28 protein-coding genes are annotated in these 26,699 nt (G+C 41.6%); 26 read left to right on the top strand and 2 right to left on the bottom strand.

Going from position 1 to position 26,699, the window contains the following annotated elements; genetic code table 11:
- Positions 1-6: 6 nt before the first annotated feature.
- The 6 genes from BUB37_RS05765 to BUB37_RS05790 all read left to right on the top strand — a co-directional run bounded on the left by BUB37_RS05765 (position 7) and on the right by BUB37_RS05790 (position 3,484).
- Positions 7-498, top strand: a complete 492-nt coding sequence (locus BUB37_RS05765; protein WP_262987425.1) for an SMI1/KNR4 family protein — start codon at positions 7-9, stop codon at positions 496-498.
- A 15-nt stretch (positions 499-513) separates the two neighbouring features.
- Entirely contained in the window at positions 514-1,278 is a 765-nt protein-coding gene (locus tag BUB37_RS05770) for a hypothetical protein (protein ID WP_072990188.1), read from the top strand.
- A 212-nt stretch (positions 1,279-1,490) separates the two neighbouring features.
- A complete protein-coding gene (locus tag BUB37_RS05775) occupies positions 1,491-2,039 on the top strand; it encodes an SMI1/KNR4 family protein (protein ID WP_072990192.1) in 549 nt (182 codons plus the stop codon).
- Positions 2,029-2,310: a hypothetical protein gene (locus BUB37_RS05780; protein WP_072990195.1), complete on the top strand. Its 282-nt coding sequence runs from the start codon at positions 2,029-2,031 to the stop codon at positions 2,308-2,310. Before BUB37_RS05775 ends, BUB37_RS05780 begins: the two co-directional genes overlap by 11 nt.
- 1 nt (position 2,311) lies before the next feature.
- Positions 2,312-2,713 carry a hypothetical protein gene (locus BUB37_RS05785; protein ID WP_072990198.1) on the top strand — a complete coding sequence of 134 codons (402 nt, stop codon included), beginning with the start codon at positions 2,312-2,314 and terminating at the stop codon, positions 2,711-2,713.
- Between the two features lie 66 nt (positions 2,714-2,779).
- The gene (locus BUB37_RS05790; RefSeq protein ID WP_072990201.1) at positions 2,780-3,484 is read left to right on the top strand and encodes a hypothetical protein; all 705 of its coding nucleotides are present in this window, start codon (positions 2,780-2,782) and stop codon (positions 3,482-3,484) included.
- 144 nt (positions 3,485-3,628) lie between these two features.
- Here BUB37_RS05790 and BUB37_RS05795 read toward each other — a convergent pair whose 3' ends face one another.
- Positions 3,629-4,861, bottom strand: a complete 1,233-nt coding sequence (locus BUB37_RS05795; RefSeq protein ID WP_094766572.1) for an IgaA/UmoB family intracellular growth attenuator — start codon at positions 4,859-4,861, stop codon at positions 3,629-3,631.
- A 129-nt stretch (positions 4,862-4,990) separates the two neighbouring features.
- Here BUB37_RS05795 and BUB37_RS05800 point away from each other — a divergent pair, with 129 nt between their 5' ends.
- The 12 genes from BUB37_RS05800 (at position 4,991) to BUB37_RS05855 (ending at position 20,803) form a co-directional block, all read left to right on the top strand.
- The gene (locus tag BUB37_RS05800; RefSeq protein WP_072990207.1) at positions 4,991-5,389 is read left to right on the top strand and encodes a hypothetical protein; all 399 of its coding nucleotides are present in this window, start codon (positions 4,991-4,993) and stop codon (positions 5,387-5,389) included.
- 118 nt (positions 5,390-5,507) lie between these two features.
- Positions 5,508-6,065 carry a hypothetical protein gene (locus tag BUB37_RS05805; protein ID WP_072990210.1) on the top strand — a complete coding sequence of 186 codons (558 nt, stop codon included), beginning with the start codon at positions 5,508-5,510 and terminating at the stop codon, positions 6,063-6,065.
- A gap of 259 nt (positions 6,066-6,324) precedes the next feature.
- Positions 6,325-8,337, top strand: coding sequence for a tetratricopeptide repeat-containing sensor histidine kinase (locus BUB37_RS05810; RefSeq protein WP_170863117.1), 2,013 nt, complete (start codon positions 6,325-6,327; stop codon positions 8,335-8,337).
- On the top strand, positions 8,327-8,980 hold the full coding sequence (locus tag BUB37_RS05815; protein ID WP_072990216.1) for a response regulator: 654 nt from the start codon (positions 8,327-8,329) through the stop codon (positions 8,978-8,980). The genes BUB37_RS05810 and BUB37_RS05815 overlap by 11 nt, the downstream gene beginning before the upstream one ends.
- Before the next feature lie 321 nt (positions 8,981-9,301).
- Positions 9,302-9,862 (top strand): RNA polymerase sigma-70 factor, encoded by a 561-nt coding sequence (locus BUB37_RS05820; RefSeq protein WP_072990218.1) that lies wholly within the window; start codon positions 9,302-9,304, stop codon positions 9,860-9,862.
- Positions 9,863-10,019: 157 nt separating this feature from the next.
- A complete protein-coding gene (locus BUB37_RS05825; protein ID WP_170863118.1) occupies positions 10,020-11,165 on the top strand; it encodes a FecR family protein in 1,146 nt (381 codons plus the stop codon).
- A 175-nt stretch (positions 11,166-11,340) separates the two neighbouring features.
- The gene (locus BUB37_RS05830) at positions 11,341-14,274 is read left to right on the top strand and encodes a TonB-dependent receptor (protein ID WP_170863119.1); all 2,934 of its coding nucleotides are present in this window, start codon (positions 11,341-11,343) and stop codon (positions 14,272-14,274) included.
- Between the two features lie 31 nt (positions 14,275-14,305).
- A complete protein-coding gene (locus BUB37_RS05835; protein WP_170863120.1) occupies positions 14,306-15,523 on the top strand; it encodes a DUF4876 domain-containing protein in 1,218 nt (405 codons plus the stop codon).
- A 31-nt stretch (positions 15,524-15,554) separates the two neighbouring features.
- Positions 15,555-17,087 (top strand): DUF6850 family outer membrane beta-barrel protein, encoded by a 1,533-nt coding sequence (locus BUB37_RS05840; RefSeq protein WP_139278075.1) that lies wholly within the window; start codon positions 15,555-15,557, stop codon positions 17,085-17,087.
- 41 nt (positions 17,088-17,128) lie between these two features.
- Positions 17,129-18,445: a M16 family metallopeptidase gene (locus tag BUB37_RS05845; protein ID WP_072990233.1), complete on the top strand. Its 1,317-nt coding sequence runs from the start codon at positions 17,129-17,131 to the stop codon at positions 18,443-18,445.
- A gap of 9 nt (positions 18,446-18,454) precedes the next feature.
- Positions 18,455-19,897, top strand: a complete 1,443-nt coding sequence (locus BUB37_RS05850) for a M16 family metallopeptidase (protein ID WP_094766574.1) — start codon at positions 18,455-18,457, stop codon at positions 19,895-19,897.
- A gap of 18 nt (positions 19,898-19,915) precedes the next feature.
- The gene (locus BUB37_RS05855) at positions 19,916-20,803 is read left to right on the top strand and encodes a ChaN family lipoprotein (RefSeq protein ID WP_072990254.1); all 888 of its coding nucleotides are present in this window, start codon (positions 19,916-19,918) and stop codon (positions 20,801-20,803) included.
- A gap of 85 nt (positions 20,804-20,888) precedes the next feature.
- Here BUB37_RS05855 and BUB37_RS05860 read toward each other — a convergent pair whose 3' ends face one another.
- Positions 20,889-21,212, bottom strand: a complete 324-nt coding sequence (locus BUB37_RS05860) for a hypothetical protein (protein WP_072990256.1) — start codon at positions 21,210-21,212, stop codon at positions 20,889-20,891.
- Positions 21,213-21,396: 184 nt separating this feature from the next.
- Between BUB37_RS05860 and BUB37_RS05865 the strand changes: the two genes are divergently transcribed.
- The 8 genes from BUB37_RS05865 (at position 21,397) to BUB37_RS05905 (ending at position 26,655) form a co-directional block, all read left to right on the top strand.
- The gene (locus BUB37_RS05865; RefSeq protein ID WP_139278076.1) at positions 21,397-21,867 is read left to right on the top strand and encodes a hypothetical protein; all 471 of its coding nucleotides are present in this window, start codon (positions 21,397-21,399) and stop codon (positions 21,865-21,867) included.
- A gap of 61 nt (positions 21,868-21,928) precedes the next feature.
- Positions 21,929-22,591: a hypothetical protein gene (locus BUB37_RS05870; RefSeq protein WP_072992559.1), complete on the top strand. Its 663-nt coding sequence runs from the start codon at positions 21,929-21,931 to the stop codon at positions 22,589-22,591.
- Positions 22,592-22,696: 105 nt separating this feature from the next.
- The gene (locus tag BUB37_RS05875; RefSeq protein ID WP_072990258.1) at positions 22,697-23,116 is read left to right on the top strand and encodes a carboxypeptidase-like regulatory domain-containing protein; all 420 of its coding nucleotides are present in this window, start codon (positions 22,697-22,699) and stop codon (positions 23,114-23,116) included.
- A 288-nt stretch (positions 23,117-23,404) separates the two neighbouring features.
- Positions 23,405-23,845, top strand: a complete 441-nt coding sequence (locus tag BUB37_RS05880) for a hypothetical protein (RefSeq protein ID WP_139278077.1) — start codon at positions 23,405-23,407, stop codon at positions 23,843-23,845.
- A 367-nt stretch (positions 23,846-24,212) separates the two neighbouring features.
- A complete protein-coding gene (locus BUB37_RS05890) occupies positions 24,213-25,052 on the top strand; it encodes an alpha/beta hydrolase family protein (protein ID WP_094766576.1) in 840 nt (279 codons plus the stop codon).
- A 213-nt stretch (positions 25,053-25,265) separates the two neighbouring features.
- Positions 25,266-25,829 carry a GNAT family N-acetyltransferase gene (locus BUB37_RS05895; protein WP_072990267.1) on the top strand — a complete coding sequence of 188 codons (564 nt, stop codon included), beginning with the start codon at positions 25,266-25,268 and terminating at the stop codon, positions 25,827-25,829.
- An 11-nt stretch (positions 25,830-25,840) separates the two neighbouring features.
- Positions 25,841-26,254 (top strand): nuclear transport factor 2 family protein, encoded by a 414-nt coding sequence (locus tag BUB37_RS05900; protein ID WP_072990270.1) that lies wholly within the window; start codon positions 25,841-25,843, stop codon positions 26,252-26,254.
- Between the two features lie 83 nt (positions 26,255-26,337).
- Complete coding sequence (locus BUB37_RS05905) at positions 26,338-26,655, top strand: hypothetical protein (RefSeq protein WP_072990273.1); 318 nt, start codon at positions 26,338-26,340, stop codon at positions 26,653-26,655.
- Positions 26,656-26,699: the final 44 nt, after the last annotated feature.

Genomic DNA, 26,699 nt, shown 5'->3' on the forward strand with positions numbered 1-26,699 from the left:
TAACGAATTGAATTATTAAAAACCATGAAAAAACATCCTGTAACCTATCGTAGTCCCAATTACAAACCAAGCAAAGCCGAAGTTTTTGCATTGGAACAATACTACAAAATACATTTACCAACCGATTATTTCAAGTTTTTACTCAACCATAATGGCGGCTATCCTGAACCATGTTTGTTTACTAAAAACCCAGATTTAGGTATTATTGCAATCAATTGGTTGAATGGTTTATTGAAAGGCAAAAATGGACTAGTTTGGAATATTGAAATTTACGACGGTCGCATACCTAAAAGGTTCCTTGCAATTGGAGATGACCCTGGTGGAAACCAAATCTGCTTGGATGTTTCCTCAAATAGTACGAATGGGGCTGTTTACTTTTGGGACCACGAAGAAGAATATGAGTTTGATAATGAGAATGAAATCTTAAACAACATGTATTTTCTTACCAATTCATTCGGAAGTCTTACCACAAACTTGGTAACCGATGAAGAACTATAAAATAAATTTTGATTTATGGGTAAGTTGCTTTCAATAGAAAATTCCATTAAAAAAGAATTTAAATTTCTTAGTTGCCAATATCACTATAAGTTAAAACAATACACAGCTCCTAGCATCAACCAAAACACCTTTTATGTGTTTGAATATGGTAATAAAATATACAATAGACTTATAGAAATACGTTTTCAGATGTTATCCAATGGCAACACAAATTTTTATGGTGTGTTTAAACGAATTATTAATGGCAAAATGCCGTGTTTTAAAGACAATTTTAATTACCTCCCCTTTAAAAGACTTATATCTTACTACAAAGACATTCATACCAACAATGTAATGTTAAATTGGTATCAAAGTAACTGTTTAGAACAAATCAAGGCGTATGCCCAACTTATAAAAACGAATAACGAGTTTCTAAATAGTCACGCTTGGTTTTCTCGTGAGCAACTATTAAAAAACGAAAGGGAACTATATGTTTTTGACCGTGATTGGAAACCCGAACAATGGATCTTAGATACCATTAATACTTTCAAGGAAAAATTCGGTCATAGATTTAGTGTAACCCATAATTCAGACGACATAGAACCCTATGAAATACCAGAAAGCAGCCTAAGCCTTACCGATACCATTACCCAAACCTGCTATACCTTCCACTATGGTTGGGAAAGTCGTGATACGTCCGTCCTCAAAATCCTTATTCAAAACGGAAATGGAACAAGGACCAAAACATTTAAAGATCCAAATATAAAGAACATTGTAGACCACTTACTTTCTGAACTATAAATCAAAAATCCTGTGCTATTAACTTTCATTAAAACTGATGATTTTATAGAGACCGGAAACCAAAAAAACTATTTACAAAGCCGTTTTTAAAGGTACCAAGTACTATAACTCTCTCTCTTTATAATCACCACTTCAACGAAATCCCTGTTTTTGGGGATAAATACCATCTTGTCCGCTCATAATTTTGGCTCTTCACAATTCAAATTAATGACATGAGAACTTTTTCAGAAATTAAAAATGGCATTCCAGAAACCATACCGGTTCCCAAAGCATTAAAACTATTGTGCGACTGGGTCGATGAAAACGATTATCCCATCAGCGGTGGCTTTGAGTTAATGGCAGATGATGGCGAGAGCATAGGTTCGTGGTTCGATTCCGAGGATGTATCCGACCGATTCGGTGTTTTTGGAACAGGACCCGATGGTTCGCTCTACGCCTTATGGATAGATGACGATGGCCATCAAAAAATTGTGCATTTAGGCTCCGAAGGAGATGCCCTCTACATATTGGCCGATTCTTTTGTCGATTTTTTACGCCTACTGGCCATAGGCTATTCGGAAATAGGCAGTGCAGATATGACAAAAACGGCTGAGGAATGGAACAGTGATGACGATGATGAAAGTATAAACCCCGATTTTCAAAAATGGGTAAGCGCTACATTTCATGTCACCATACCCAAAACCGGAAGCGAAATTATGAATGTCAACGATTCGCTCTTTAAAAACTGGGTTCACCAAAAACAAGGATACCATGACAATTAAAAAAATTCCAATAGGCATGTACATCGGCTTTCTGGTGCACTGTGGCATAGTGGCTTCTTTCGCGCTGGACAACGACCCCATGCGCAGAAGCGTGGGCCTTTTTTGCACAATTCCCTTGGCACTGAACCTTATAGGCCTCATGTTGGCCCTGTTTACAAGTAAATCAGCAATAGGTGCCAAGTTGTTTAAATACACCTCTTTTCTATTTATCCCCGCCGGGGTAATCGGAATTTTGGCATCCAATAAACTTATCGAACAAACCACAAATTAAAATGAAAGTATATAAACTCAACCCGAACACCAACAAAATCATACTTGTTGCCATTGTAGTCGTTATAGGCATCTCGTTTATGTTTTTTAAAAAGACCGGAAGCATCAACCCTATACTGATTCCGCCGCTTCTGGTTTTAATCTTCAGATATTTTTGGCAACAGAACCATAAGGCCTTGATTCTGGACGAAGATCATTTAGAATTTAGCCTGAGCCCCATACAGGCCAAGCGTATGGTGCGGTATAGCGATTTAAAGGATACCTATTTTATGGAAAAGGGCAAAAAATTTGTTTTTACTACGAAAACCTCTAAAACAATCAAGCTTCCCCTTAAGGAATTCCATAAAAACGACAGACGCGCCATCAAGGAAGAGCTATTAAAAGCCACTTCCCAAAAAGCATGAAACCCGGCTTCTTATAAAAAAAGGTGCTCTGGCACCCTAATTAATGAACGAATAAAACACCTACACATGAAAATCAAAACCTTTTTCTTCTTTTTTGTTACAACGCTTTCCTTTATCTCATGTAACACCAAGAAACCTTTGGAATGGGACGATGATGTGGCCCAACTTACCAATAAAAACTTAAAAGCGTGGTTGCGAAAAGCGCCTTTTGATAACGAGTGGATTATTGATAACGATGGCGATGCCTATGTTTTTACCAATCTAGACCAAGTTTTTCCCTTTATGGGAAAATTCAAGGGTTTTGAAAAAACAAACAAAGAAAACCCTCCTGTGTACGATGAGCAATCTGTAATATTCAAAGATTCCGTTTGGGGAGAATCCTTTATGTACGGCATGCTATTGTACCAACCCCAGGAATTGTTCTTAAAAGATTATTATAGGGAGAGCGGCAATGTAATTTTCTCCGGTGCCGACGCCTTAAACGAAACCTATAGGGCCTCCTTATATGAAACCTATCTATATGAGGAAAACGACCAATACAAAGCTGTGGTTTACTGGGTAAACTCCAACCACACCATGTACCTCTTTGGGTTTTACCAACAAGGGCAATTGGTATTCGAGACCGGATTTCCTTGCCCTAAGGAGAATCAAATGGAAGGTCTCGAAAAGCTAAAACAAATCAATACCGCTTTAGGCCTCAATATCAAAGCATGGGAAAATGCCACCATCAACGACCTGCAGGTTAACCCCAATGCCAAAAGCTTTAATTAACTTCCCCTTCAGTTTTTCCTATCAGTATAATTAAAAAAGGCTGAATTGAAGTCATTGCCTTGTTTCAGAAGGGGTAATTAAATATCGAGGGTTGTCGCCCTCGGTATTTTTTTGTCCATGTCTTTGTTGAAAGCCGATGACCGGTTATTGTACTTCAATAAGTTGTGAATAATATCGGTGAATGTTCTTTTTTCGTTTTTTAGTATAATTATATCCTATTATGGCCAAGGGCCCATGTATGGCGATTAAGAATAGATTTAAAACGAAGAAGATGCCCGGTACGGACAGAAACACGTCTTCAATAAAGGGAAGACCTTGTTCCCACTCGATCAAGACATAATATCTTGATCTAAGTACCAAGGTCCATACCCCAATAGCGGCTATGATAGCTATTATGGCAATGATACCGTGGCGATACCAAGCTTTTGAAGGAAATTGCTTTTCTTCGTCCCCCAAGGACAAGTGCGGACCAAAACGCATGAGCCGACCATCGATGGTTACATCTACGTCCACAGCCGTATTATCGTCACCCGAGGCCATAAAAGGCAACCATAGACCTTCATATTTTAGCTCCGTCTTTCCGATAAAGGCCTTAACGCCCTTTATGTTTTGGGCGGCATCCAAAATAGCCGTAAAGCTGGGTATGCCCTTCAATACCCTTACATCCTTGGGTTTGGTGTATTTGGGTTTGCGCCAAACAAAATACAAGGCAATTAAAAAGAGTATCCCCCCCGGAATGGCTCCCCATTGCACGTCGACCCCCCATATCGATGTCAAGGCCAAAAAGAACAAGGCCGCAACCATTATAAAGGCACCGAGGGTCCCCTGCCATAATTTTTCGACCGCCTGTATCTCATGCACGGTTTGCTTCCGGTTATGGATTAGTTCTGCCCCACTGCCGGGCATTTTTCCCAATGCCCCGCTTTCCAGTTGTTTTTCGGCTGCGATATGGCCCAAAAGGGAAAAATCATGGTTCAGGCCAATAACTAAGGGGAATTTATCGGTCTTGACCACTTCCGCTATATTGATATCCCTTATATAGTCGAGGGCACGGTCGTCCATCGTCACCTCCAATCCGCCAATTAAATTGTGCCATGTGGTATTGTAGCGTGTTTCGATACCGTGTCTTCTATACCCGCCCTTGATCAAATAGACCTTATCATCTATTCTCCTATGCGTTTTTTTAAGCCCTTTCCTTTTTTGCAACCCATCCAAAAGCCTCTGCTCTTCTTCTGTCAATTCCCGATGGTAAACCATGGCATCAAGGGCTTCTTTAGTGGTTTTTTTATCTTGTAACCTTCGTTTGTTGTATATGATGGCATTGTACAAAGAGTATAGGAGCACTCCGAAAACAAGTACGATATAAAGTGTGTTCATAGATAGGGTTTTAATTGGATATGCGTTTTGACACGTTGCCAAATATCCTGACTTTAGCCAAGGATAAAATACCTGAAAACAGGGATTTTACTTTTTGCGGGCCCACCTACTTTTGTAAAAAACAATCGTATGAAGACAAAGTTTAGATTGGGTATCCCCTGGCTTTTCTCAATTTGCCTCCTCAATTGCTCATGGAGTCAAGACCATCCGCAAACAAAGGAAATGGCCGATATAAATCTGACCATTTCACAGCACCTCGTTGAAAATGAAGCCGTAGGTGATGTGTTTCAAGACTATACGGACTATATCGCAAGGACTAGTAAAAAGCTATCGCTTCAGGGGTTCGAATTTCACACTAAATCCTTTACCCTGTATAGAGCCATAGGCGATGATTATTTACAGGCGTCTATCGATTTATCATTTTCCTTTGTATACGACCCTAAGAAAATAAACGCTTTTTCCAAGGCCCTGCGGTTTGACAAAGCTGCACAATGGGCACTCTCGACACACATATACAAAGACAATTGACCCCTTTTAATGAAAGCAATCAACACAGATCCTTTTGTTCTGTATAACGGTTGTTCTTCTATCCGTAGCCAAAAAGGGAAATTAGCATCCCAAAGCATTTTTAAAAAGTAAAATACATTTGAAAGTACTTCATTTACATATCACGGTTCTCTGCTTCACCTTATTTTCTTCCTGTGAACGATTTTCTTTTCTGCAAGGTCAAAATAAAGTAAATACATCCCATAGGCAAGAAGGCCTTTCTCTCGAACAATATGAAAATCATACAAATGAAAATGACCTGATAAGTCAAATACAAGCGGCGGAAAAACAGATTACGTACACAACATATAACTATATGAAAGGGGCGATAACGCAAATAACATTACACCTCGATAAGAAGGGTACGGGACATATAGAAAATAAATCCACCACGCAGTCTTTTAAGATCCGTTGGGCGGAAAAAGATTCCGTAATACGCCTTGTCCCCTTCTCGACCAACGATACACTACCCTTTACCGAATTACGGCGAATAGACCGCAAAACCCTGCTATATCGACCGGAAAACAAAAAAAACGAAATGCGGTTCTACGGAAAACTCAACCATGAAAACAATTTGGAAATCCTAAACTTGATCGAGGCTATGGAGTGCAACACTTCTACCGCCCATGGAAAAAAGAAGCGTAAAAGTCCTGCTTAAAAAGGCATCCGGCAAAATCGAAATGTCATTCCCCCTTGCCCTACACGGAGAACTTCGACATCGACCGGTCATGAACCGGAGTTTTAGAGTTCCTCAAATAACCAAACAACATTTCCTTTATTTTAGTGTTTTATTTAAAAAAGATGAAATAAAAAAACAACCCTCCCAATTCTTGTTGCCCCGGTATAAAAATATAGGCTTATTTCTTGTTTCCCTTTTTCTTGTACAAATCTGTTGGTCACAAGAACCTGGGGAAGCCTTGCACTTGTTCAAGAAGGGACTAGTGCTGATCGACCGGCAACAAAACTATGACGAGGGAATAAAGGTCCTGGATTCCGCTGCATCGCTACATCCCGCAAAGGAACTGCTCATACAGATCAAGTTTGCAAAAGGAGTTGCCCTGAACAGCCAAGGTAACCTTTCGGAAGCCGTCGCCGTTTTAGAGGAAAACATCCCCTTGATCGAAACCTGCGACGAAAAAACCAAAATTAAATTTCACGCCAATAATTATCGGGTTTTGGGAGACGTCTACAAAGGCAAGGGAAAATCATTGCTCGCCATGAAAAACTATCAAAAGGCCCTGGTTTTTTCCGAAAATTACTCCGCAAGAAGCAAGGCCACCGTACTCCACCAAATAGGCGTCTTATTACTAGACAAAAAGAATTATACGGAGGCTGAAAAATACTTCCACCAGACCACCGATCAATATTTGAACGAGCATTTACAGTTGGGCAAGTACATTAATCTCGGTGAGGTCTACCTAAAGACGAATAGAAGCCAGAAAGCAAAACAAGAATACGATAAGGCCGAAAAGCTGGCCTTAAAAAACAAGGACAACATGGCCTTATGCCATATCTATATCGGTTACGCCAAAATATTCTTTGAAGACGGCAACTACAAAAAGGCCATAGAATATTATGAAAAAACCATAGCCCTTTCAGAGGAAATTGGCGCCCAACTACTTACTACATCATCCTTGTTGCATCTGGCCATCGCCTATAACAAGACTAAGCAAGGCTTTAAGGCCCTGCCCTATTTGGATCAAGCGACCGTTTTTTTAAATAAGGAGCCTTCGATCAACTACCAATTGAACTTATACGACACCTATGCCTCGGTCTATGAAAACATGGGCAATTATGAAAAAAGCCTTACCTACCTAAAAAAAGCCGGGGCCCTTAGGGACAGTGTCTTCAATATCGAAAAAAACAAACAGTTCGAAGAATTAAAGATTGCCTATGAGACCAAGGAGAAACAACGGGAAATCGAATTTCTAAAACTTCAAGGAAAAAAGAACGAATTGGAAATTTCGCAAAAGGAAAAGGCCCTAAAAGCCTTAAACCTTGAAAAGGAGCTTGAGGCCTCACAACACCAAAACACCATTCTTCAACTACAAAAAGACAGAAGTGAGAACGAAAACAAAATAATCCTGTTAAAAAAGAGCAGGGAACTTGCCGAGGCCGAGGCCAGTAAATCGCAACAACTAAAAAATGCCTACCTCATAGGCTTCATCGTGTTCAGTATTCCCTTGGGTATTCTACTCGTAGTGTATTACCAAAAATTAAGGACCCAAAGGGCTTTGGCCAAAAAACAGGAGGAATTGAACGCCAAGCAAATTTCGAACCTCAAAAAGGAACAGGAACTGAAAAGCATAAAAGCCTCGATAGAGGGACAGGAAAAGGAAAGAAAGCGTATCGCCCAAGAATTGCACGATGCCGTTGGAGGAAGTCTGGCCGGGATCAAACTGCAACTGGACCATCTGTCATCGAAAGAACCAAAACTATCAGGTATCGTTCAGCATCTGGACGAGACGTATAACCAAGTGCGCCATATTTCACACGACCTACTTTCCCGAAAAATTGAAAACGGGAAGTTTACAGGGGTAATCAAAAACTACCTTAAAAAGATAGCCGATTCCACGCAGGTAAACATCAATACTTCCTTTTTCAATGAAGGCCTGATCAACGGGGCAAGCAATACGGTTCAGACCAATCTTTATAAAATAATTCAAGAACTGGTCAACAATACCGTTAAACACGCCAAGGCCTCGTCCATTGAAATACAACTAAACGGGCACAGCGACATGGTCAATCTCTTATATGAGGATGACGGAAAGGGATTTGATTATGGGGAAAAAACAGAAGGCATCGGTCTGAGAAATATCAACGAGCGCATCGATAGCCTTGGTGGAGCGGTAACCATAGATGCAAAGCAGAACCACGGCACCCTGGTAAATATTGTCATACCCATTAAAGAACAACTACATGCCACATAAGATAATTATCGTCGACGACCACAAGATGTTCATTGATGGTTTAACGAGTATTTTTGAAGACATCCCCAACATCGACATTGTCCTAAAGACCGACAAGCCGAAAATGGTCCTTCAATTTTTAAGGCATACCAAGGATATCGATTTGATTATTTCCGATATATCCATGCCCGAAATGGACGGCATCGCCTTGAGTACCGGCATTAAGAAGGAATTTCCCCAAGTAAGGATGCTCATGGTAAGTATGCACAGCAACGCCAATATGTTTCATCAATTAAAGCAAAACGGGGTAAATGGCTATGTGCAGAAAAACGCCTCAAAGGCCGAACTGTTGAAAGCCGTAGACACTATCCTATCAGGCAAAAACTATTTCTCCGACACCATACTTAAAGTCTATAAGGATAGCTTTTTTACGGAGCAGGAAACCAAGGAAACGCCCTTGAGCTCACGGGAATTGCAGGTTTTGGAACTCATAGCCCGCGAATACACCACCAAGGAAATTGCCGATAAGCTCTATATAAGCAAGCACACGGTAGAGACCTACCGTAAAAATTTATTGTTGAAACTGGACGCCAAAAACCTTGCAGGCCTTACCAAGCACGCCATTTATCTGGGCTTGATCGATACCGATCCGAAATCGGAATAAATTCTAAGGGGAGCATAGTCTCCTTGTTCCATGTCGGTGTCGAACAATTAAAACAATCGGCAAGGTTTTAATTCGGATTATGGGGCGAATAGCTTGTATTTCCCTTCTTTACCCCCCTTTTTTTACCACATTGTCGATTTATGGCCGCAGTTCTTGGCAAGTCCTCATCTCCCCTCCCCAAAAAACACCGATCAGCCATTAAAACGGGTGTTTTCAGGCCTCTCAAAGCCCTATATAAAAGAACGTTAAAGCTTAAGGGCCTTACCCGGTTTTGTTACTTTTTTTGGTACTTTTGGCGCTTCATTTTCACTATACATCCCTTTGTCCCACACAAAAAACGTATATAACTTATCCTTAAAGACTTATAAGGATGTCTACGATTCATTATATGTTTCCCTGTGTTTATTTGCCCGAAATTATGTCCATGACCTCGACCTGGCAAAAGACTTGGTACAAGAGGTTTTTATAAAGGTTTGGGAAGACAAGGTCGGATTCAGGAACGAGGCCACCGTAAAATCGTATATGTATATGGCGGTTAAGAACAAATGTTTCGACCTGTTAAAGAGCAAACGGTTCCGATCAACGGAAAATATGTCCGTCGAGGATATGGATGAGTTAACCCGCGATTCTTTTTATTTAAAGGAGGTCGTTATCGAAGAGGTTTCTACCCGAATCGAGACGGCCATTGACACCTTGCCCAAAAAGTGCGCCCAGATCATACGCCTAAGTATCGGCGGACTCACCAATCCGGAGATAGCGCAGCACCTAGGCATTTCCCTGAATACCGTTAAGGCCCAAAAGAAAATTGCCTACAAAAAGCTAAGGCCCTTGTTAAAGGATTACTTCGTTTTGATGGCCTTTGTCTTCGATTATACCGCCTGACCCTCCTCCCGATCCGGCCTTTATGGCTCGATAAATTCACGTATTTCGCCTCTGGGTTAAAAAAACATTAATTTTTTTTAACCCCCCCACACGATTTTGTCGTCTTGGATGTAAACGGTAGTTCTTCTATATGCTAAACCTGACTAAAATTTTATCGTTGTCAAAGCAGATCGCTGCTTCATTGCTAAAGGACGAGAAACCAGAGGCTTTGGATTCTTCCGAACTGTTTTCCGATGACGAGAAGGAGGAAATCATCAACAGGCTTACCGACGAATCTGAAATAGCTTCGCGATTACATCTCAAAGCACAGATCGACCGTAAGGCGGATTGGGAAAAAATACAATCAAATCTGGCCCTTCCCCAAAAAACGAACTACTGGCCCTATGCGGCGGCAGCAGCCATTGTATTGGGTATATGTACGACCATTTTTGTTTCAAAAGGCGGTTTTTCGGCGACCGATATGGCCGATCCCATTATTGTAAACAACCAGATAGTACCGGGAGACGACAAGGCCATATTGACCTTGGAAACCGGAGAAGAGGTGAACTTGGACAAGGATGTACCCTATACCGCTGAAAACGTACAATCCGATGGCGAAAATATTGTGTACAACGAGGCTTCTGACCCCGAGTCGACCGTTAAGGAGATCGCCTATAACTTTTTGACAGTCCCACGCGGAGGGCAATTTCAGCTGACCCTATCCGATGGTACGCACGTTTGGTTGAATTCCGACTCGAAGCTTAAATACCCGGTACGGTTCAAGGTAGGCGAACCCCGTGTGGTGGAACTTTTGTATGGGGAAGCCTATTTTGATGTTTCTCCAAGCACGATGCACAAGGGCGCAAAATTTGAAGTGATCAACAGAGCGCAATCGGTGGAGGTCTTGGGTACCGAATTTAATATTAAGGCCTATAAAGACGAGGTTACCGTGTATACTACCCTGGTAGAGGGCCAGGTAAAGGTACGGACCCAAGAACTTGTCCAAGACCTTGTCCCGAACCAACAATCCCAATTGAATACGGCCAACCGTACCATAGATGTAAGCCAGGTAGACGTATATAATGAAATCGCTTGGAAAGAGGGCATCTTCAGTTTTGACGACAAATCATTGAAAGACATCATGACCGTACTCTCGAGGTGGTACGACATCGATGTTGCCTTCGAGGAGAAAAATCTGGAATCGGAAAGGTTTGTCGGAGTATTAAAAAAGAATTACAGCATAGAAACCATACTGTCCATTTTTCAAAAAGCGAACATTATCAATGCATTTGAAATCAACAACAAATCGGTCATCATAAAATAAGGGATGGGAATACCATCCTATAAAAAAAAGGAGAAATAGTTCAAACGGTCAAATTCAACACTATTTCTCCAAAAAGGTATTAATCAAGTTTAATCAATTAATAGGTTACAAATTAATGAAATTTAAATTAATTGGTGCCACCTGGCTATGGACCAAAGGTGTGCTAAACTGTATTATGCGAATATTTATATTCTTGTTTTGTGCAACCTTGTTCAGTTTTGGTCCTGTGCGCTCCCAAAATGCCGAAATAAAGATTGCGGAGGATCAAATCGTTACCGTTGATACGGTCTTTAAGATGATCAAGGAGCAGGCGAGCGACTTTATGTTCATCTACCCTAAAAACCTCTTCGCTTCCTACCCAAAGGTACACTTGCAAAAAGGAAGCATAAAACTGGACAAACTCTTGCACTTGGCCCTCTCGGGCGGGAATGTCGATATCACATTGACCGACGACAACATCATTATCATCAAGGAGAAAGTTGAAGTAAAAAAGGAAAAGGCCGTACGGAAAAGAAAAAATGAAGCGATTGCGATCAGAGGGCGGGTCATTGATGCCGACCAAAATCCCCTATCCTATGTCAACGTCATCGTCAGGGATTTGAATATCGGGACGTTCACGAATATGGATGGCGAGTTCTCCTTGGAGTTGCCCCATACCAACTTTGAGCTAGAGTTGAGCCTTATAGGGTTTAAAACAGAGAAGGTCGATATTTCTACCCTTCCCGACCTATCGAATGTCGTAATAACGTTAAAGGAAGACCTCTTAAATTTAGATGAGATCGTCGTTACTGCCAAAAAGACGGTTAGTAGGGAGGGTACCTCTACCTATAAAATAGGAAGCCAGGCCATAAAGCAGGTACAGGCCATGAACTTATCGGATGTCCTTAGTTTGTTACCGGGCAATAAAATTGAAGCAACAGACCTGACATCGACAAAACAAGCTAACCTGCGTAGTGCAACCGCCTCCAAGGTAAATGCCTTTGGTACGGCCATTATTTTGGACGGTGCGGCAATTAGTACCGATGCGAATATGCAAGCACAGAATTCGGGGTCTTTATATGGTGGAAAATCGGTCGTTGCCGGGGGTGTCGATTTAAGAAGTGTCTCCTTGGCCAATGTCGAATCGGTGGAGGTCATTTCGGGTGTCGCGTCCCCTAAATATGGGAATATATCTTCCGGGGGCATATTAGTGAAAAGCAAGGTCGGTAAATCTCCCTACCTCGTTTCTGCGAACGTTTCCTCTACGAACTACCAGGCATCCCTTGCAAAAGGATATGAGCTTAACAAGTACGGCATCTTAAATTCCGATTTTTCATATGCCTATTCATCGGGCTCCCCAACCGAGCGCAAATTGTTCTACCAAAGCTTCAATCTGGGTCTGCGATGGAAGTTGCCCGTTTTCGAAAACCTGGACTGGAACCATTTTACATCCATAAGAATCAATCATTCCGATGACGGTAACCGCCACGAACCGGAAGAGGTTTATAAGAATGAGGCCGATGTAAAAAGTACCTCTTATCAGGCAACGCTCTCAGGGAACTTTAAATCGTCCTTGCTGGGAAAAGTAGACTATAACCTGAACGGTAGCATCGTAAACCAACATTCTTATTACGATACTTTTGTGACCAACGGCCCCTTTCCTATTATAGAATCTTTGGAAAGTGGCACATATACCACCACCTTTTCCCCCTCTACCTTTAACCAGACCAGGGACATCAAGGGAAGACCGGTAAATTTAAATGCCAGGCTCGACGCTACCCAAAACCTAAGCCTTCAAAATTTGGATTTTAATTTTGAGACCGGTTTGCAGTATACCTTTGATGATAATACGGGCAGTGGCAGGGTTGCAACGGGTAATATCGCCCATACCCAGGATGTAGTGGGTAGTAGGTCTGCCTCTTTTGAGAAAATACCCGCATCGAAGACCTTTTCGGCCTACCATCAAACCATTATCAAAAGAAAGGCCGAAAATTCCAACCAGCAACTAAATCTAGGATTGAGGTACGACAATATGCTGGAGCGTTACAATTTGGTATCGCCACGAATGTCTTTTTCTACCAAACACAACACGATTACGGGTAGGGCTGCCTGGGGCGTTTCTTATAAGGCCCCGGCCATGATCCAGTTATATCCCGGTCGATCTTACATCGATTATATCAACTACCAATACTACGCGGAAAATCCGGACGAACGTTTGGCCGTGGTTACCACTTATATCTACCAACCGACGAACGAGCATTTAAAACCCAATTATTCGGATGTAAAAGAAATTGGTTTCGACTGGTCCCCTTCTTTTATGAATTTGAACGTCACCTATTTCAAAAAAGACCTACGCAGAGGTATAAATGTAACGGATGAGCTGTTATTGTTGCCAAAGGCCCTTTATGAAGTAGTAGATGCACCCGCAGGACAGCAGCCAACGGTAGAACCCACGGGCGAAGTTTATAACATTCCCAGAACGATCAGTGTTATGAAAAACAACTACTACGAGTCTACCGATGGTATTGAGGTCACCCTGAATCCGGAACGGATAAAAGCGACCAATACAGAGTTCAATTTTAGGTATAGTTATTTAAAAAGCTTGGTAACCGATAAGGGGTATAATATTAACAAATCGGCCTATGTCGTCGGAGACAATTCGGTGCGTTATGGGGTTTACGAAAATGCAATGATCGAAGCCGTAAGAAGCTTTGGTACGTTGACCTTGATCCAGCATATACCCTCTTTGCGATTTGTATTAACGCTTTCGGCCGAATTGAATTTTAAGGAAAACAGCAAATATATCGGAGCAAGCCTATACCCATTTGCCTACTACGATGCGGATGGAAATTACATTGAGATCCCTAAAGAAAACAGGGCCGACCCCGAGTTTGCCGATCTAAAAAAAGACGACAATACCTATACCACTGTCGGCACACCCTTCTACAGCAATTTTAACCTGCAAATTCGAAAAGAAACCAAACAGGGACATTCGTTCAGCTTTTTTGCGATCAATGCTCCCTGGTACAATCCCACATACGATTACCTGGGCAATAGAGCAACTTTGAACAGCAAATTATCGGTGGGGTTCAATGCCACGATACTAATCCATAATAAATCCAACAAATAACATGAAATCAAACATTTTAAGAAAAACAGGTGTGACAAAATCAATAATAGCAATCGTATTGTTCGCAGCAACCTTGGTGGGTTGTAGTAGTGATGATGACAGTGTAGCGAATTTAGGTAACCTACAAGTACAATTGGAATTGGCGGCCGGCCTTAGCGATATCTCCCTAGAAGGGGTCGATGTCAGTATTACGAATACGGTGGATAATGCAACCTTGAACCTAACGACCGATGCAACCGGTGCTGTGACATTTTCAAATATTTCCGTAGGCACTTATAACATAGTCGCTACCAGTACCACTGACGATTATCAATTAAGCGGTACGGCCAATAATGTTTCCGTTGCCATCCAAGAAACAACGCAGACCACTTTAGAAGTTAATGCAACCAACTTTAACGCAGGTCTGGTAATCAAGGAAGTATACACCGCCGGATCGGGGTATATCACCTTACTGAAGGATTCGTTTATAGAAATTTTCAATAACTCATCCGAAACATTATATGCCGATGGAATGTACATTGCCAACGTATTCGGAGGTTCGGGTGCATCGGGCGATACGCCGTTATATAGCATCTTGACAGATACCGACTATGTATATACCGATGTAATGAGCCAAATACCCGGTTCAGGTACAGACTACCCCGTGGCTTCCGGACAGAGCATCGTAATAGCCTTGAACGCCATTAACTTTAAGGAGGGAAGTGCAAATCCGGATGGTGAATTGGACAATACGGACGCTACCTTGGAGCATTATTCCATCGATTGGTTGGAAGCCCAAGGCCGTACCGGAAATTCATTTTTCGAATTGGACAACCCATCGGTACCGAACATGACCAATACCTATATGTTCGAAGGAACCAATTTCTTTAGGCTGTCCTTACCCGCAAGTGTGGTTTTGGTCAGTAGCGAGGCCAGTTTTGGTGATTCTGAAATTGTGGATTATACAGCAACAGGGTCTACAACAACCTATAAATTGATGAAAATCTCTGTTGATTTGGTTGTAGATGGTGTCGATATTTTAGACAACTCCGCTTCCGCCGAGTTTAAACGTATTCCCAATGCTATAGATGCCGGTTTTACCTTTTTAACGGAAGATGGCGCCATTTCTTATACCGGCTTAAGCAATAGAAGAAAAATAGACGAGACCGCAACAGCCCGTTTTGGGAGAACCATTTTATTGGATACCAACAATTCAACGGTAGATTTTGAAGCTATAAATTTTCCAGATAAATATGGGTACAACAACTAATAGCGGTTATTCAATGGTAAAGGGAATGTTTATGACATTCTCTTTACTATTTTTAATCTCAAGTACATATTCCCAATCAAAAAAAAGCACCGATAGCCTATCGGTCTTGGAACGGGATTTTCACTTACAATTGTTTGAGGATAGGTTCTTCGATACCCCTTCTCTGATCGCCCATGAAAATGTTTACCATTTCTCATATGGGGAAGGGAGATTTCAGTATTCAGAAGGCTCATTGAGACATCCACAAGACTACAAGAAACAAAACGGTCTGTATTTGGAAACGGCCTCCCTGACCGCTTTGAAAAATACCAATTGGACCCTGTACGGTAGTTTGGAATACCTCAATACCCGAAAAGAGGACATAGAGAACAACTTGACCTATGGTATTGTGGATTATGGTTCGCCTTACTATTTTTTTCAACAAACAAGTGGTTTGTGGAACCATCAAAACTATAATTTTAAAGTGGCCGGAGCCAATAAGGTGAACTCCAAACTTACTTTAGGGGCTTACCTAAACTACGACACCAATTTTTATTTCAGAAAAAACGACACCAGAAATGAGCTGACAGCCTTAAAAATTCTCGGAAAGTTGTCCGCCAGCTATCAATTTAACGACAAGCACTTATTTAGTGTTGTTGTAAGCAATGAGTTCTATAAGGCAAACTCTGAATTATCGAACAAGTTTCCCGAAAACAACACGGAACTGACCGCCGATTATTATCTCAATACCGGTTTGGGTTCTTATATAAAAAACTTGGATAGGGGTTTTGACACCAAAAGAAGCATACCCGAAGTACAATTGCAATGGTTTTTAAAACAAGGTAATTGGGACCTGTCAATAGAAAGTGATACAAAATTGGGTACAGAACGCTGGATAGACAAGAATATCCTTCATGTCGAAGAGAACGACGAGAGAACAAGATATCGTTTTATGGACCAAAATTTTACAGTCTTCTATAATCGGTATAAGGCCAATAGCCTTTTCTCCCTTAATTTAAATGCCGGTTATTTAAAGGGAGACGGCAAGGTATGGCAAGAAACAAGTGCTATTTATGCCAAAAATTTTACGACCACCAGCTACAGGCTTGCAACGGGTGCTACCCTGTTGTTCTATAACCGTTTTCTTAACAAGGTTAGTTTCGGCCTTACTTATCACAATAAGGAACAGTACGATTTAAATTACGCCTATACCTTTGATTATCAGTATATAGACCCACAGTTAACTCTAGGTTTAAACAAGGGTATTTCTAAAAAAGCGGCATTTTTCGCGGATATCTCCGCTTTATATCACCATGTGCTCGATGTTGAACACGATCCATTTGCGGCTAACAACATTTTTGTGGATTGGATAGGAAACAAAATTGCCGATTACACAGGGATAAGTACCATCAATTATGGCATAAAACTAGGCACCGATTTTAAACTTAAAAACCAGAACAGGTTAGAGCTGTCAGTATCTTCCAATTATTTAAAAGTTGCAAAACTATCGGAAAACAGCTCGAACTACTATTCTAAAAATGATGATTACCTAAATCTGACCACCGGTCTAAAATTACATTTCTAGCCTTTTTTATTCCATTTTACACCGTTTGTAAATCTTATTTAATGAAGAGATTATTTTTTTCAATAGTCTTTTTGGTTCCCTTTTGTACCTGGAGTCAAAAGATAGATAACGTGCATATAGAAGAATACGATTTGCCCAACGGCTTGCATGTGATCCTTCACAAGGATGTCAATGAGCCCAACGTAATCGTGGGTACAAAGTACCATGTGGGTTCTAAAAACGAAGATGTCGACAAAACCGGGTTTGCCCATTTTTTTGAGCACCTTTTGTTTCATGGGACCAAAAATATACCGCAGGGCGAGTTGGAAAATATCATCTTTAATGCAGGCGGATATTGTAATGCCTATACCAATTACGATGTCACATACTATTACCAGTTACTTCCCGCCCATGAATATAAACTAGGGCTATGGGTAGAATCTGAACGTATGCTTCATCCTATCATCACCCAAAAAGGGATAGATCGCGAACGGGAAATTGTCAAGGAGGAAAAACGTATGCGGTACGACAACAAACCTTTGGGCAATTCTTATTTTGAGGTAATGTCCGAGCTGTTTACCTACGATACTTACGGGCATAATATTATTGGATCTATGGAAGATTTGGATAGGGCTTCCCTAGAAGATTTTGACGGATTTTTTAAAAGGTTTTACGTGCCCAACAATGCCTGCTTGGTCGTATCGGGCAACATCAATATAGAAGATACCAAAAAATGGGTGAGTCTCTATTTTAAGGATATTCCGAAGGGAGAAAAAATTAAAAGACCCAAAAAATTTAAAAAGCCTTCGATATCGGACCCCCATACGGATATAACGGTTAAGGGATTACAGAACGAATCTATAGAGATTGCCTACCCTATAATGTCCCAAAGCAGTGCAGATGCCCCTGTTATGCAAATAATAACCTCCATTTTATCGGGAAACAGTGATTTTTCCTATTTCGAGAACAATCTAAAAACAAAACAAGATACCGTTATTGATCGTTTACGTGCTTCTGCAAGTTTTTGGGAAAAAGTAGGAACCTTGAACGTTAAGGCCGAAGTAAAAACAAGAGAAAGCGGGGCTTATGCATTGCAAAGGATAAACGAACAATTTGAACTGTTAAAGACAAGACCTGTAGACCCTATGGTGTTGGAGCGGGCCAAAAAACAATTCATTGCTACCTATATCGATATTTTTTACGATGCACAGACCTTTGCGGACAAGGTGACCAACTATTATCATTTACATAAAAACACTTCAGATATAAGAGCCCTTATAAGTGATATTGAAAAAGTGACAAGCAGTGATATACAACGTGTGGCAAAAAAATATCTTGATACCGATAGGCGCATTGTCATGAGTTATCATCCCGAATGATTCCATAAAATGAAAAAATTACATCTATTTATATTATTTGTTTGTTGCGGTTTTTTGGGCCATGCCCAAGTAAACCGAACCGTACCCCCAGAAGCGGATACACCCCAACAATTGAATATAGGAAAATTAATTCCTATAGTATTGGATAACGGACTTCGAGTGTATTTGGCCCCTGTAAAAGACTATCCGAAATTTACGATGTCCGTCAATATCGAATCACCGAGCTTGGATGAAGAAACACGATTGGCCGAGAAACGGGTTTTGGGATCGGCCTATTCGAACAAGCTATCTAAAAAATATCCAAACCATGAGATAGATTCCATGGAGAACACCTACCCTGCCATGATCAATGTAAATACCTATGGTGGCACGGTCAAAGGGATGAAGAAAGATATAGACGATTTACTGGATGCGTATAGAGACCTCATGTTGCACCCTATTATCGCGAAAGAAACTATCAGTGAAAGACATAAGGAATTTTTAGACCGTAAAAAAAAGACCAAAAAGCCATTGTCACGGCCATTGCGTAAATTCTCTTTGGATGCCCTTGTCGATTCATTGCTTTTTGGGGCCAAAAAAGAGGAAGGGAAAACCAAAACTAGGCTAGACCCCAATTTTAAGGGACTGACCGTTCAGGATGTTTATGATTATAAGAACGACCGGATTTTGTCAAACAATTCATTAGTGGTGATCGTAGGCGATTTTTCAGAATCGGAATGCCGTGCGCTGATGACACGTTATTTTGGGGATTGGAAAGCGGGTGCCGAGTACGTGAAAAAAAATACCGTGGAACAGAAAGTGTCAATTATTAAAAGCAGAAAAATAGTGGTGAAGGATGTGCCCGACGCCGTACAGTCCAAAATTTCGTTCAAATGGCACTTGGGAGACGCTTATACCTATTTCGAAGACGATATAAAGCTGCAAGTTCTAAATAAAATTTTTGGGGAAAGCCAATTGTCCTATTTATACAAAAACCTGAGAGAAGATAAGGGACTTTGCTATTACATAAGATCTTCGGTGGGCAGTTCGGTAGCCGGGGGTACGGGATCGGTAGCTACCGATGTACGCAATGAGCAAACGGCCTATGCCGTAGAAAATATTATTTTGGAAATGCTGCGGCTAAGAAACGAAGATGTCAGCGTATCGGACCTGAAAATTGCCAAAAACAGTTTAATTGGGGAATATACGAGGTCTTTAAGCCCCATTGCCCCAATATCGTATATAACTTTTGCCATGCAGAAAGACGTTTATGGCCTACCTGACGATTATCTACAGAATAAGGTAAGGCAATACTACGATGTAAGCATCGAAGATGTTAAGGCAATGGCCCAGAAGTACATCGATCCCTTTAAGTGCGTAATAACCATATCCGGCAAGGTGTCGGAACTAAAGGGAAAGCTCGAAAAATTCGGAGAGGTATTGTACTACGATCAAAACGGGAATAGAATATAAATTAAATACATAACAACTATGAGATATATAATAACGTTAGCGCTCTTATTGGCCCTATTTTTTGTGGAAAAAGGATCAGCACAAGGCAAGCCGGCCTACCAATTGTATAAAAATACTGGGGAGGTCGTAAATTATGACCATATGATCTCAGATCTGGCCACCGGCGATATGGTCTTTTTTGGGGAATATCATTTTAACCCTATTTCGCATTGGTTGGAACTGGAGGTCGGTAAAAGTTTGTTCGATATAAAAGGAACAAAATTGTTTTTGGGGGCCGAAATGTTCGAGAGCGGAAACCAATTGGTGCTCGATGAATACCTACAGGGCTTCTATGCAGAATCTAAAATGATTCCGGAAATAACCCAATTGTGGAGTAATTATAATACCGATTACAGACCTTTGGTGGAATTCGCCAAGGAGAATGCTTTGCGGTTCATTGCCACGAACATACCCAGGCGCTATGCATCCATGATAAGTAAGAAGGGATTCGATGCCCTTGAAATACTAAGTCCCGAAGCAAAGGCACTCATCGGGCCGGATCTAAAAAAACACTTCGACCCGACGGTCAAGGCCTATGCGGAAATGGCCAGTAATATGGGGGGGCATGTGCCGCCCAATATGTTAAACATGCAAATGGCCCAAGCGGCCAAAGATGCCACGATGGCCCATTTTTCACTTAAGAATTTTAACAAGGGCGATCTCTTATTGCATTTTCAGGGATCCTACCATTCCAATTATGATCAAGGCATTATATGGTGGATCAATAAAATTCAGCCGGGTTTGGAGATTAAGTCCATTACGACCGTTTCTCAGTCCGAATGGGAAAAACTTTCTGTTGAGGATAGAGCGGATATTGCAGATTATATAATTGTAGTGGTAAACACCATGACAAGCACCCAAGGCTAATCTTAAAAGGGACCAAACCGTTTTATTGGACATGGGCCCATACCAAAAGCAGTGTTGCCCTTGCGCCCCAAAACTCACCTGGGACCTAAATCCCCAGACATGCGCCGAAATCCGGACACATACGGGGTAGGATGATCCAAACATGGATAAAGAACAGGACGATAAAAAGCAGCCCGACCCACAGGGCGTGGGTAATATATATCGCATCGCCAGTGGGTTTGATCTTGGGCCATAACAAACCGAAAATCCCGGCAACAAACAACAAAAAGGGAATGCCCGATAAAAAGACAAGGCTTTGTACACTAAATTCGTCTTTTAAAACGACGAAGAGCAGGTATCCTACAAGTACGGATACGAGTATTAAAATCCAGTAGGTTTTTGGGGGCGTTTTGCTATTGATTTTGTCCATTTTATCAGTTTTTAGATGGATTTACATCTAAAGCTACTGAAAGTCAAGGGTATACCCTATGACATATATCATTCCCATTAGGGCACCCCATCCCGGCACATCGCGGAGACTTGATCTCCAACTACCAAAATCGCTTCCCAAACATCCCAAAATCCATTACATTAGTCCTCGCCATAACATAAAAATGCACACAGGTGTATTTGAAACGCTATGCGATTTGAAAAGGGAAACGGATATAGAAACCATTTCGGAACTCGAAAAGTGGCTAAAGGATAACTGCTACCCCATGCATGGGTATAGCATTAGTGGAAATGCGATTTACGAAGGCTATGGACTCGAAAAAAACGGCGGCCGTTTTCAATGGTTTTATACGGAGCGTGGCCATAAACAGGTATTGGAAATTTTTGCCACCGAAAAGGAAGCCGTTGCACATGCCCTACATCAGATCAAATCCGACGAGCATGCGAACAGAAATTATATCGGCATGTACAAATGCGACAAGGAAGTCGAAGAAATAGTAAGCGAACTAAAAAAACGTGGTGTTGCCTACGTGACCGACAAAATTCCCTATGGCGGAAGCCAAGACCGGCGAACCCGTATTTTTGTACTAGGCTGCGGGATTAAAAAGGTAAAGGATTTAATCCAAAACGCATAACACCGATGGCAATAGGATCAATATAGACGAATAAAACCAACTACTGCAAATGGGCAACCCAATGAACAGGATTTTAAAAATACTACCCGTTTTTATGCTGATAATTCTTGGGGGCAGAGCACAGGAGAGCGGGCCAAAGGACTTTATTCCGAAAGGATATATGGAGTTTGAAACCTATTTTGGGGACCTGAATAAAGACGGACAGGAGGATCTTGTGCTACTCATCAAAAAAACGGACACGAATAATGTGGTTAAAAACCGCTTCGACAAAATGGTCGACAGAAATAGACGGGGAATAATTGTATTGTTTAAAAGCAAAGATGGGTATAGGCTTGCCGATAAAAATTACGACTGTTTTTCGTCTGAAAATGAGGATGGCGGGGTTTATTTTCCTCCCGAATTATCAATTGACATCAGGGACGGAAAAATGTTCATCCACTATGCACACGGCAGGTATGGCTATTGGACCTACACCTTCCGCTATCAAAATGAAAATTTTGAATTGATCGGATTCGATGCCAGCAGCAATCGCGGACCGATCATAACGAAAGAAACCAGTATCAATTTTGTAGCAAAAAAGAAATTGACCAAAGAGAACACCAATGAAAACGCTGAAGGCGGTGATGAAATTTTTAAGGAAACCTGGAATACGATTGAAATAGAAAAGCTGCTAAAACTTTCTGAAATAAAGGACTTTGATGAGTTGGGCATGTACCATTATTAAATATAAACCTGTCCAAAACATAGACCTATGGTAAAAAAACAACTAAATTCTTCGTTCACCTAAGGCCACTACGCATATCCTAACAAGTTGGCAACAACCATAACTATGAAAAAAATTCCGCTCATAATATTAATAGGTATTTCTAATTTGACTTTTGCTCAAATTGGAACAAATTTGAGCGGAAAAATAGTGGATGAAAAACTGACTTGTTTATTCGGAGTAAAAATTACAAATCTAAATAGTGGAGCGGAGTCTATATCAGACCGAAATGGTCGTTATGAAATAAGCGCAACGGAAAACGACACTTTGAAATTTCAAATGATTGGACTGACAACTGACAAAATAAAAATTGAAAAACCGACTCGGACCCTGAATTTGATAATGATTGATAAAGATGTGAATTGTCTGGGAGCCGAATGGACCGAAAAACAATATCGCAAAGCATATCGGGAAATTGAAAAACGACTAAAAAAATTATATAAAAAAGCGGAAAAACGGAACGCGTGGAAAAATAGCAGTTGCTAACAATACATAACTGGAAATTGCTTGCGCCAGTTCGCTCCGCTCGTATCGACGGATTTGATTATCCCGAAGCAAGTCGGGGAAATCCGCCCCGCCAGAATGACTTGCCCGGCTGGCCGGAATTGCTAAATTAAAGGGGTATAGGAAGAAAAAAAGCTTAAAATAAGTAACACTTTAAAGGTAAAACGTATTGGAAAAAATAAGGGGGTTGATAACCATCATACCAGAACAAGAACCTTATAATGCCAAATGAATATTAGATTGACTTTACCGATTTTTGCTTCAAATTAGATGAAGTTCATACCAAGAATAATACCAATACACAAAATGTCCTTATCAAATATCTCAGATAAAATTGAAATGGTCCTTCTTGCGCTTTTAATTACTTCTCCTATCTGGTGCCTTGTCTTTTTTCATTACTTACCGGACAAAGCAATGGAAAACAGACTGTTTGATAAAGGAATAAGAACCACTGCCAAGGTTGAATTCTACAGCATGGAAAAAAAATCTGGTAGCGGAAAACTGGGCGTTTTTAATAAGCATAATGTTACCATGGCCAATTATATATATTACGATGACCAAAACAATGCGTACAAAGGAAAAGTGAAATTTGGTGAATTTAGAATCAATAACGATAGTACCTTTCTGGTGTTGTATCTAAAAACTAATCCAAGGGAACATTTGGTAATAAAAACCGAAGGAAAGGGAATATTGGGTCAAACCCGATGGTGAGACCTTGAACGGCGAAAGTCGTCCAAGTCCATAGTTAACGACCTCTACACCCGCTTTTTGGATCTTTTTTCGAAAGGTCAAGGTGCTTTTTCAGCATCTGGCCCATAGTCCCAACGGCACGTGGGCGAATCGTTTTTCTGGGTACCCCTATTTCCGGGAATACCCCAAATCGCTATCCAAAATCCGATCGGCCATGGCCCACCCCCTTTTTTTTATAACTTGTGCTACCAGCGCAACGGCTCTAAGTAACTGCTTATTCCAGTCCGCTTCTAAAAATCCGCAAGGGTTTTCTAATGGGTATGTAGCTGACCAAGTTGCGCTCTGCCCCCAACTACCCATGGTCGTGGCCCATAGTTGTCGTTAAAAAATGAAAGCAATTGAAATACCATATAATTCAAAAAGATTGTCGGCAACGTTGTTCGACGCCCATGGCAGTGAGACCGTTTTAATTATTGCCTCGGCTACAGGAGTAAAGCAGGAGTACTATTTTAAATTCGCCAAATATGCCCAGCATAATGGGATTACGGTTATCACCTTCGATTATACGGGTATCGGTCGTTCCTTGAAAAAACCGATCCAAGAAGTAAAAACCAATGCCGCCGATTGGGGCAGCAATGATTTGGAACGCATCATACAATACGTTATAAACAACTACCCAAAATCAAGGAAGGCCATACTTGGGCATAGTATTGGAGGCCAATTGATCGGACTTGCCCAATCGTCATGTCAATTGGACAAAATAGTTTTGGTGGCAGCGCAATCAGGTTATTGGAAGCACTGGAAAGGGATGGCAAGGATAAAAATGTGGTTGAACTGGTATGTTCTTTTTCCATTCCTGATCGCGACCTTTGGTTATCTAAAGTCAAAGAAAATCAGCGGAATGGAAGACCTGCCCAAAAATGTCGCCAACCAATGGCGGAATTGGGGCAAGAATAGCGACTATATTTTTAGCGACAAGTCGATAAAAAACACATTCTACGAAGCCATAGAGGCTGACATGACCGCCTATAGCATCGACGATGATGATTTTGCACCCAAAGCTGCGGTCGAATGGATGACCGGGAAATATAAGAATGCAAGAAGAAAATCGGTACATTTAGCCCCAGCCGATTTCCAAGCCGATACCATCGGACATTTTGGAATATTCAAGGAGCGTTTTAAAAATACCATTTGGACGCAATTTTTGAAGGATATACATAACGGGTAAGCGACCCCGTATACCATAAAATCAAAACACCCCTGCGGGAGTCCCCTCTTACCCCTACCTTTTTTCGGAAATTTCCTATTTTTAGGCAAGGAAAGCGCAGGGCAAAACGGTGCCAGCGGCATTGTATAGGACGGGTCGGCCCAAAAAGCCCGAAGTCCCCTTCCCTTGGGCTATCCGTTTTACGCCTTTGCCATGGGGCATATCATAAGATCAATGAACCGAAACACCAGTAGACTACATATTAGGCCCCTGTGCATCGATGACAAGGAATCGGTTTTCAGCTATCGCAGCGACCCGGACACCTACAAGTACTTAAGCCTGGTCCCAAAGTCGGTAGACGATATTGAAAACTTTATAGTCCACTCCTCGCCCCTTGTCAATGTTCCCGGCACATGGTTTCAGCTGGGTATCATAGAAAGGGCAACAAATCGGTTGATCGGCGATATTGGAATCCATTTTCCGGCCAATGACCCCCAACATGGACAGGCGGAAATCGGTTACACGCTCCATAAAGCCTTTCGCGGGAGAGGATACGCTACCGAAGCCTTGTCGGCCGTAGTGGACTATTTGTTCAACACCTTGGGCAAGCACCGGATTACCGCCCACATTGACCCGAACAATCCAAGTTCCATCAAACTCATCGAACGATTGGGCTTTAGAAAGGAGGCCCATTTTGTCGAAGGCTTTTTTTTTCACGAAGAATGGGTCGACGACTTGGTCTATGCCCTACTGGCAAGGGAGTGGAATGCACGAAAAAGTCGGACCCAAAATAAATAAAGTTAAAGGTTATGAAAAAAGAGGACATTACGGCAAACGAAAAGACGGTAATTGAATTTTTGAAAATGTTGGAGAACCGCAAGTCATCAAATGAGCTTGACCGTTTTTACCATCCCGAAGCGCAACAGATCGAGTTTCCCAATGCCTTGACGAAACAAACTACCACCCGAAGCTTGCAGGAGTTAAAAGAGGCTTCGGAGAAAGGGGCCAAAATACTTTCAAAGGAAAGCTACGAAATAAAAAACCTACTCCCATCGGGCCATACGGTAGTACTCGAATGCGTATGGCGCGGGACATTGGCCGTACCTGTGGGAGCGATCAAGGCCGGCGGACAGATGGTGGCCTACTTCGCCCAAGTTTTTGAGTTTAAGGAAGGTAAGATTTTCAGGCAACGTAACTACGATTGCTTTGAACCCTTTTCTTGAATTATATTACCTTGCCAACCGGAATCACCTGTAGCCTAGGTCCGGCATTTTAGGACTTGGGATAACAATTAATTGAACCGATTATGAACGACGCTTCACAGGCAAATGAAAATCAAAAAGATAAGCAAGGGCAAACCATTATAATAACCCGGCAAGAAAGCAAGTCGAACGGCACGGGGACCGCGGGCTTCGTGTTGGCCCTGATCGCCCTGTTCTTGGGATGGATCCCGTTTTTAGGATGGATCCTATGGCTCCTTGGGGTTATCCTTTCGATTATCGGACTATTCAAAAAGCCGCGTGGACTCGCCATTGCCGGAGTTATCATTTCCTTTCTGGGACTTATTTTGCTCTTGCTTGTTTTTGCCGGATTGGCGGTATTGGGAACGGCTGCGTCGCTCTAAGGCAACGACGATGGCTTGGCGACAAGGCAAGGCACTTGTATAAA

The sequence above is a fragment of the Pseudozobellia thermophila genome, from assembly GCF_900141855.1.
Lineage (GTDB): Bacteria > Bacteroidota > Bacteroidia > Flavobacteriales > Flavobacteriaceae > Pseudozobellia > Pseudozobellia thermophila.

Excerpts from the sequence above, each read along its gene's own strand:
- BUB37_RS05855 (WP_072990254.1), top strand. The coding sequence starts at position 19,916 with ATGAGATATATAATAACGTTAGCGCTCTTATTGGCCCTATTTTTTGTG.
- BUB37_RS05890 (WP_094766576.1), top strand. The coding sequence starts at position 24,213 with ATGAAAGCAATTGAAATACCATATAATTCAAAAAGATTGTCGGCAACG.
- BUB37_RS05770 (WP_072990188.1), top strand. The coding sequence starts at position 514 with ATGGGTAAGTTGCTTTCAATAGAAAATTCCATTAAAAAAGAATTTAAA.
- BUB37_RS05860 (WP_072990256.1), bottom strand. The coding sequence starts at position 21,212 with ATGGACAAAATCAATAGCAAAACGCCCCCAAAAACCTACTGGATTTTA.
- BUB37_RS05905 (WP_072990273.1), top strand. The coding sequence starts at position 26,338 with ATGAACGACGCTTCACAGGCAAATGAAAATCAAAAAGATAAGCAAGGG.
- BUB37_RS05795 (WP_094766572.1), bottom strand. The coding sequence starts at position 4,861 with ATGAACACACTTTATATCGTACTTGTTTTCGGAGTGCTCCTATACTCT.
- BUB37_RS05850 (WP_094766574.1), top strand. The coding sequence starts at position 18,455 with ATGAAAAAATTACATCTATTTATATTATTTGTTTGTTGCGGTTTTTTG.
- BUB37_RS05895 (WP_072990267.1), top strand. The coding sequence starts at position 25,266 with ATGAACCGAAACACCAGTAGACTACATATTAGGCCCCTGTGCATCGAT.
- BUB37_RS05900 (WP_072990270.1), top strand. The coding sequence starts at position 25,841 with ATGAAAAAAGAGGACATTACGGCAAACGAAAAGACGGTAATTGAATTT.
- BUB37_RS05800 (WP_072990207.1), top strand. The coding sequence starts at position 4,991 with ATGAAGACAAAGTTTAGATTGGGTATCCCCTGGCTTTTCTCAATTTGC.
- BUB37_RS05780 (WP_072990195.1), top strand. The coding sequence starts at position 2,029 with ATGACAATTAAAAAAATTCCAATAGGCATGTACATCGGCTTTCTGGTG.
- BUB37_RS05840 (WP_139278075.1), top strand. The coding sequence starts at position 15,555 with ATGACATTCTCTTTACTATTTTTAATCTCAAGTACATATTCCCAATCA.
- BUB37_RS05865 (WP_139278076.1), top strand. The coding sequence starts at position 21,397 with ATGCACACAGGTGTATTTGAAACGCTATGCGATTTGAAAAGGGAAACG.
- BUB37_RS05845 (WP_072990233.1), top strand. The coding sequence starts at position 17,129 with ATGAAGAGATTATTTTTTTCAATAGTCTTTTTGGTTCCCTTTTGTACC.
- BUB37_RS05830 (WP_170863119.1), top strand. The coding sequence starts at position 11,341 with ATGCGAATATTTATATTCTTGTTTTGTGCAACCTTGTTCAGTTTTGGT.
- BUB37_RS05775 (WP_072990192.1), top strand. The coding sequence starts at position 1,491 with ATGAGAACTTTTTCAGAAATTAAAAATGGCATTCCAGAAACCATACCG.
- BUB37_RS05870 (WP_072992559.1), top strand. The coding sequence starts at position 21,929 with ATGAACAGGATTTTAAAAATACTACCCGTTTTTATGCTGATAATTCTT.
- BUB37_RS05790 (WP_072990201.1), top strand. The coding sequence starts at position 2,780 with ATGAAAATCAAAACCTTTTTCTTCTTTTTTGTTACAACGCTTTCCTTT.
- BUB37_RS05875 (WP_072990258.1), top strand. The coding sequence starts at position 22,697 with ATGAAAAAAATTCCGCTCATAATATTAATAGGTATTTCTAATTTGACT.
- BUB37_RS05880 (WP_139278077.1), top strand. The coding sequence starts at position 23,405 with ATGAAGTTCATACCAAGAATAATACCAATACACAAAATGTCCTTATCA.
- BUB37_RS05815 (WP_072990216.1), top strand. The coding sequence starts at position 8,327 with ATGCCACATAAGATAATTATCGTCGACGACCACAAGATGTTCATTGAT.
- BUB37_RS05785 (WP_072990198.1), top strand. The coding sequence starts at position 2,312 with ATGAAAGTATATAAACTCAACCCGAACACCAACAAAATCATACTTGTT.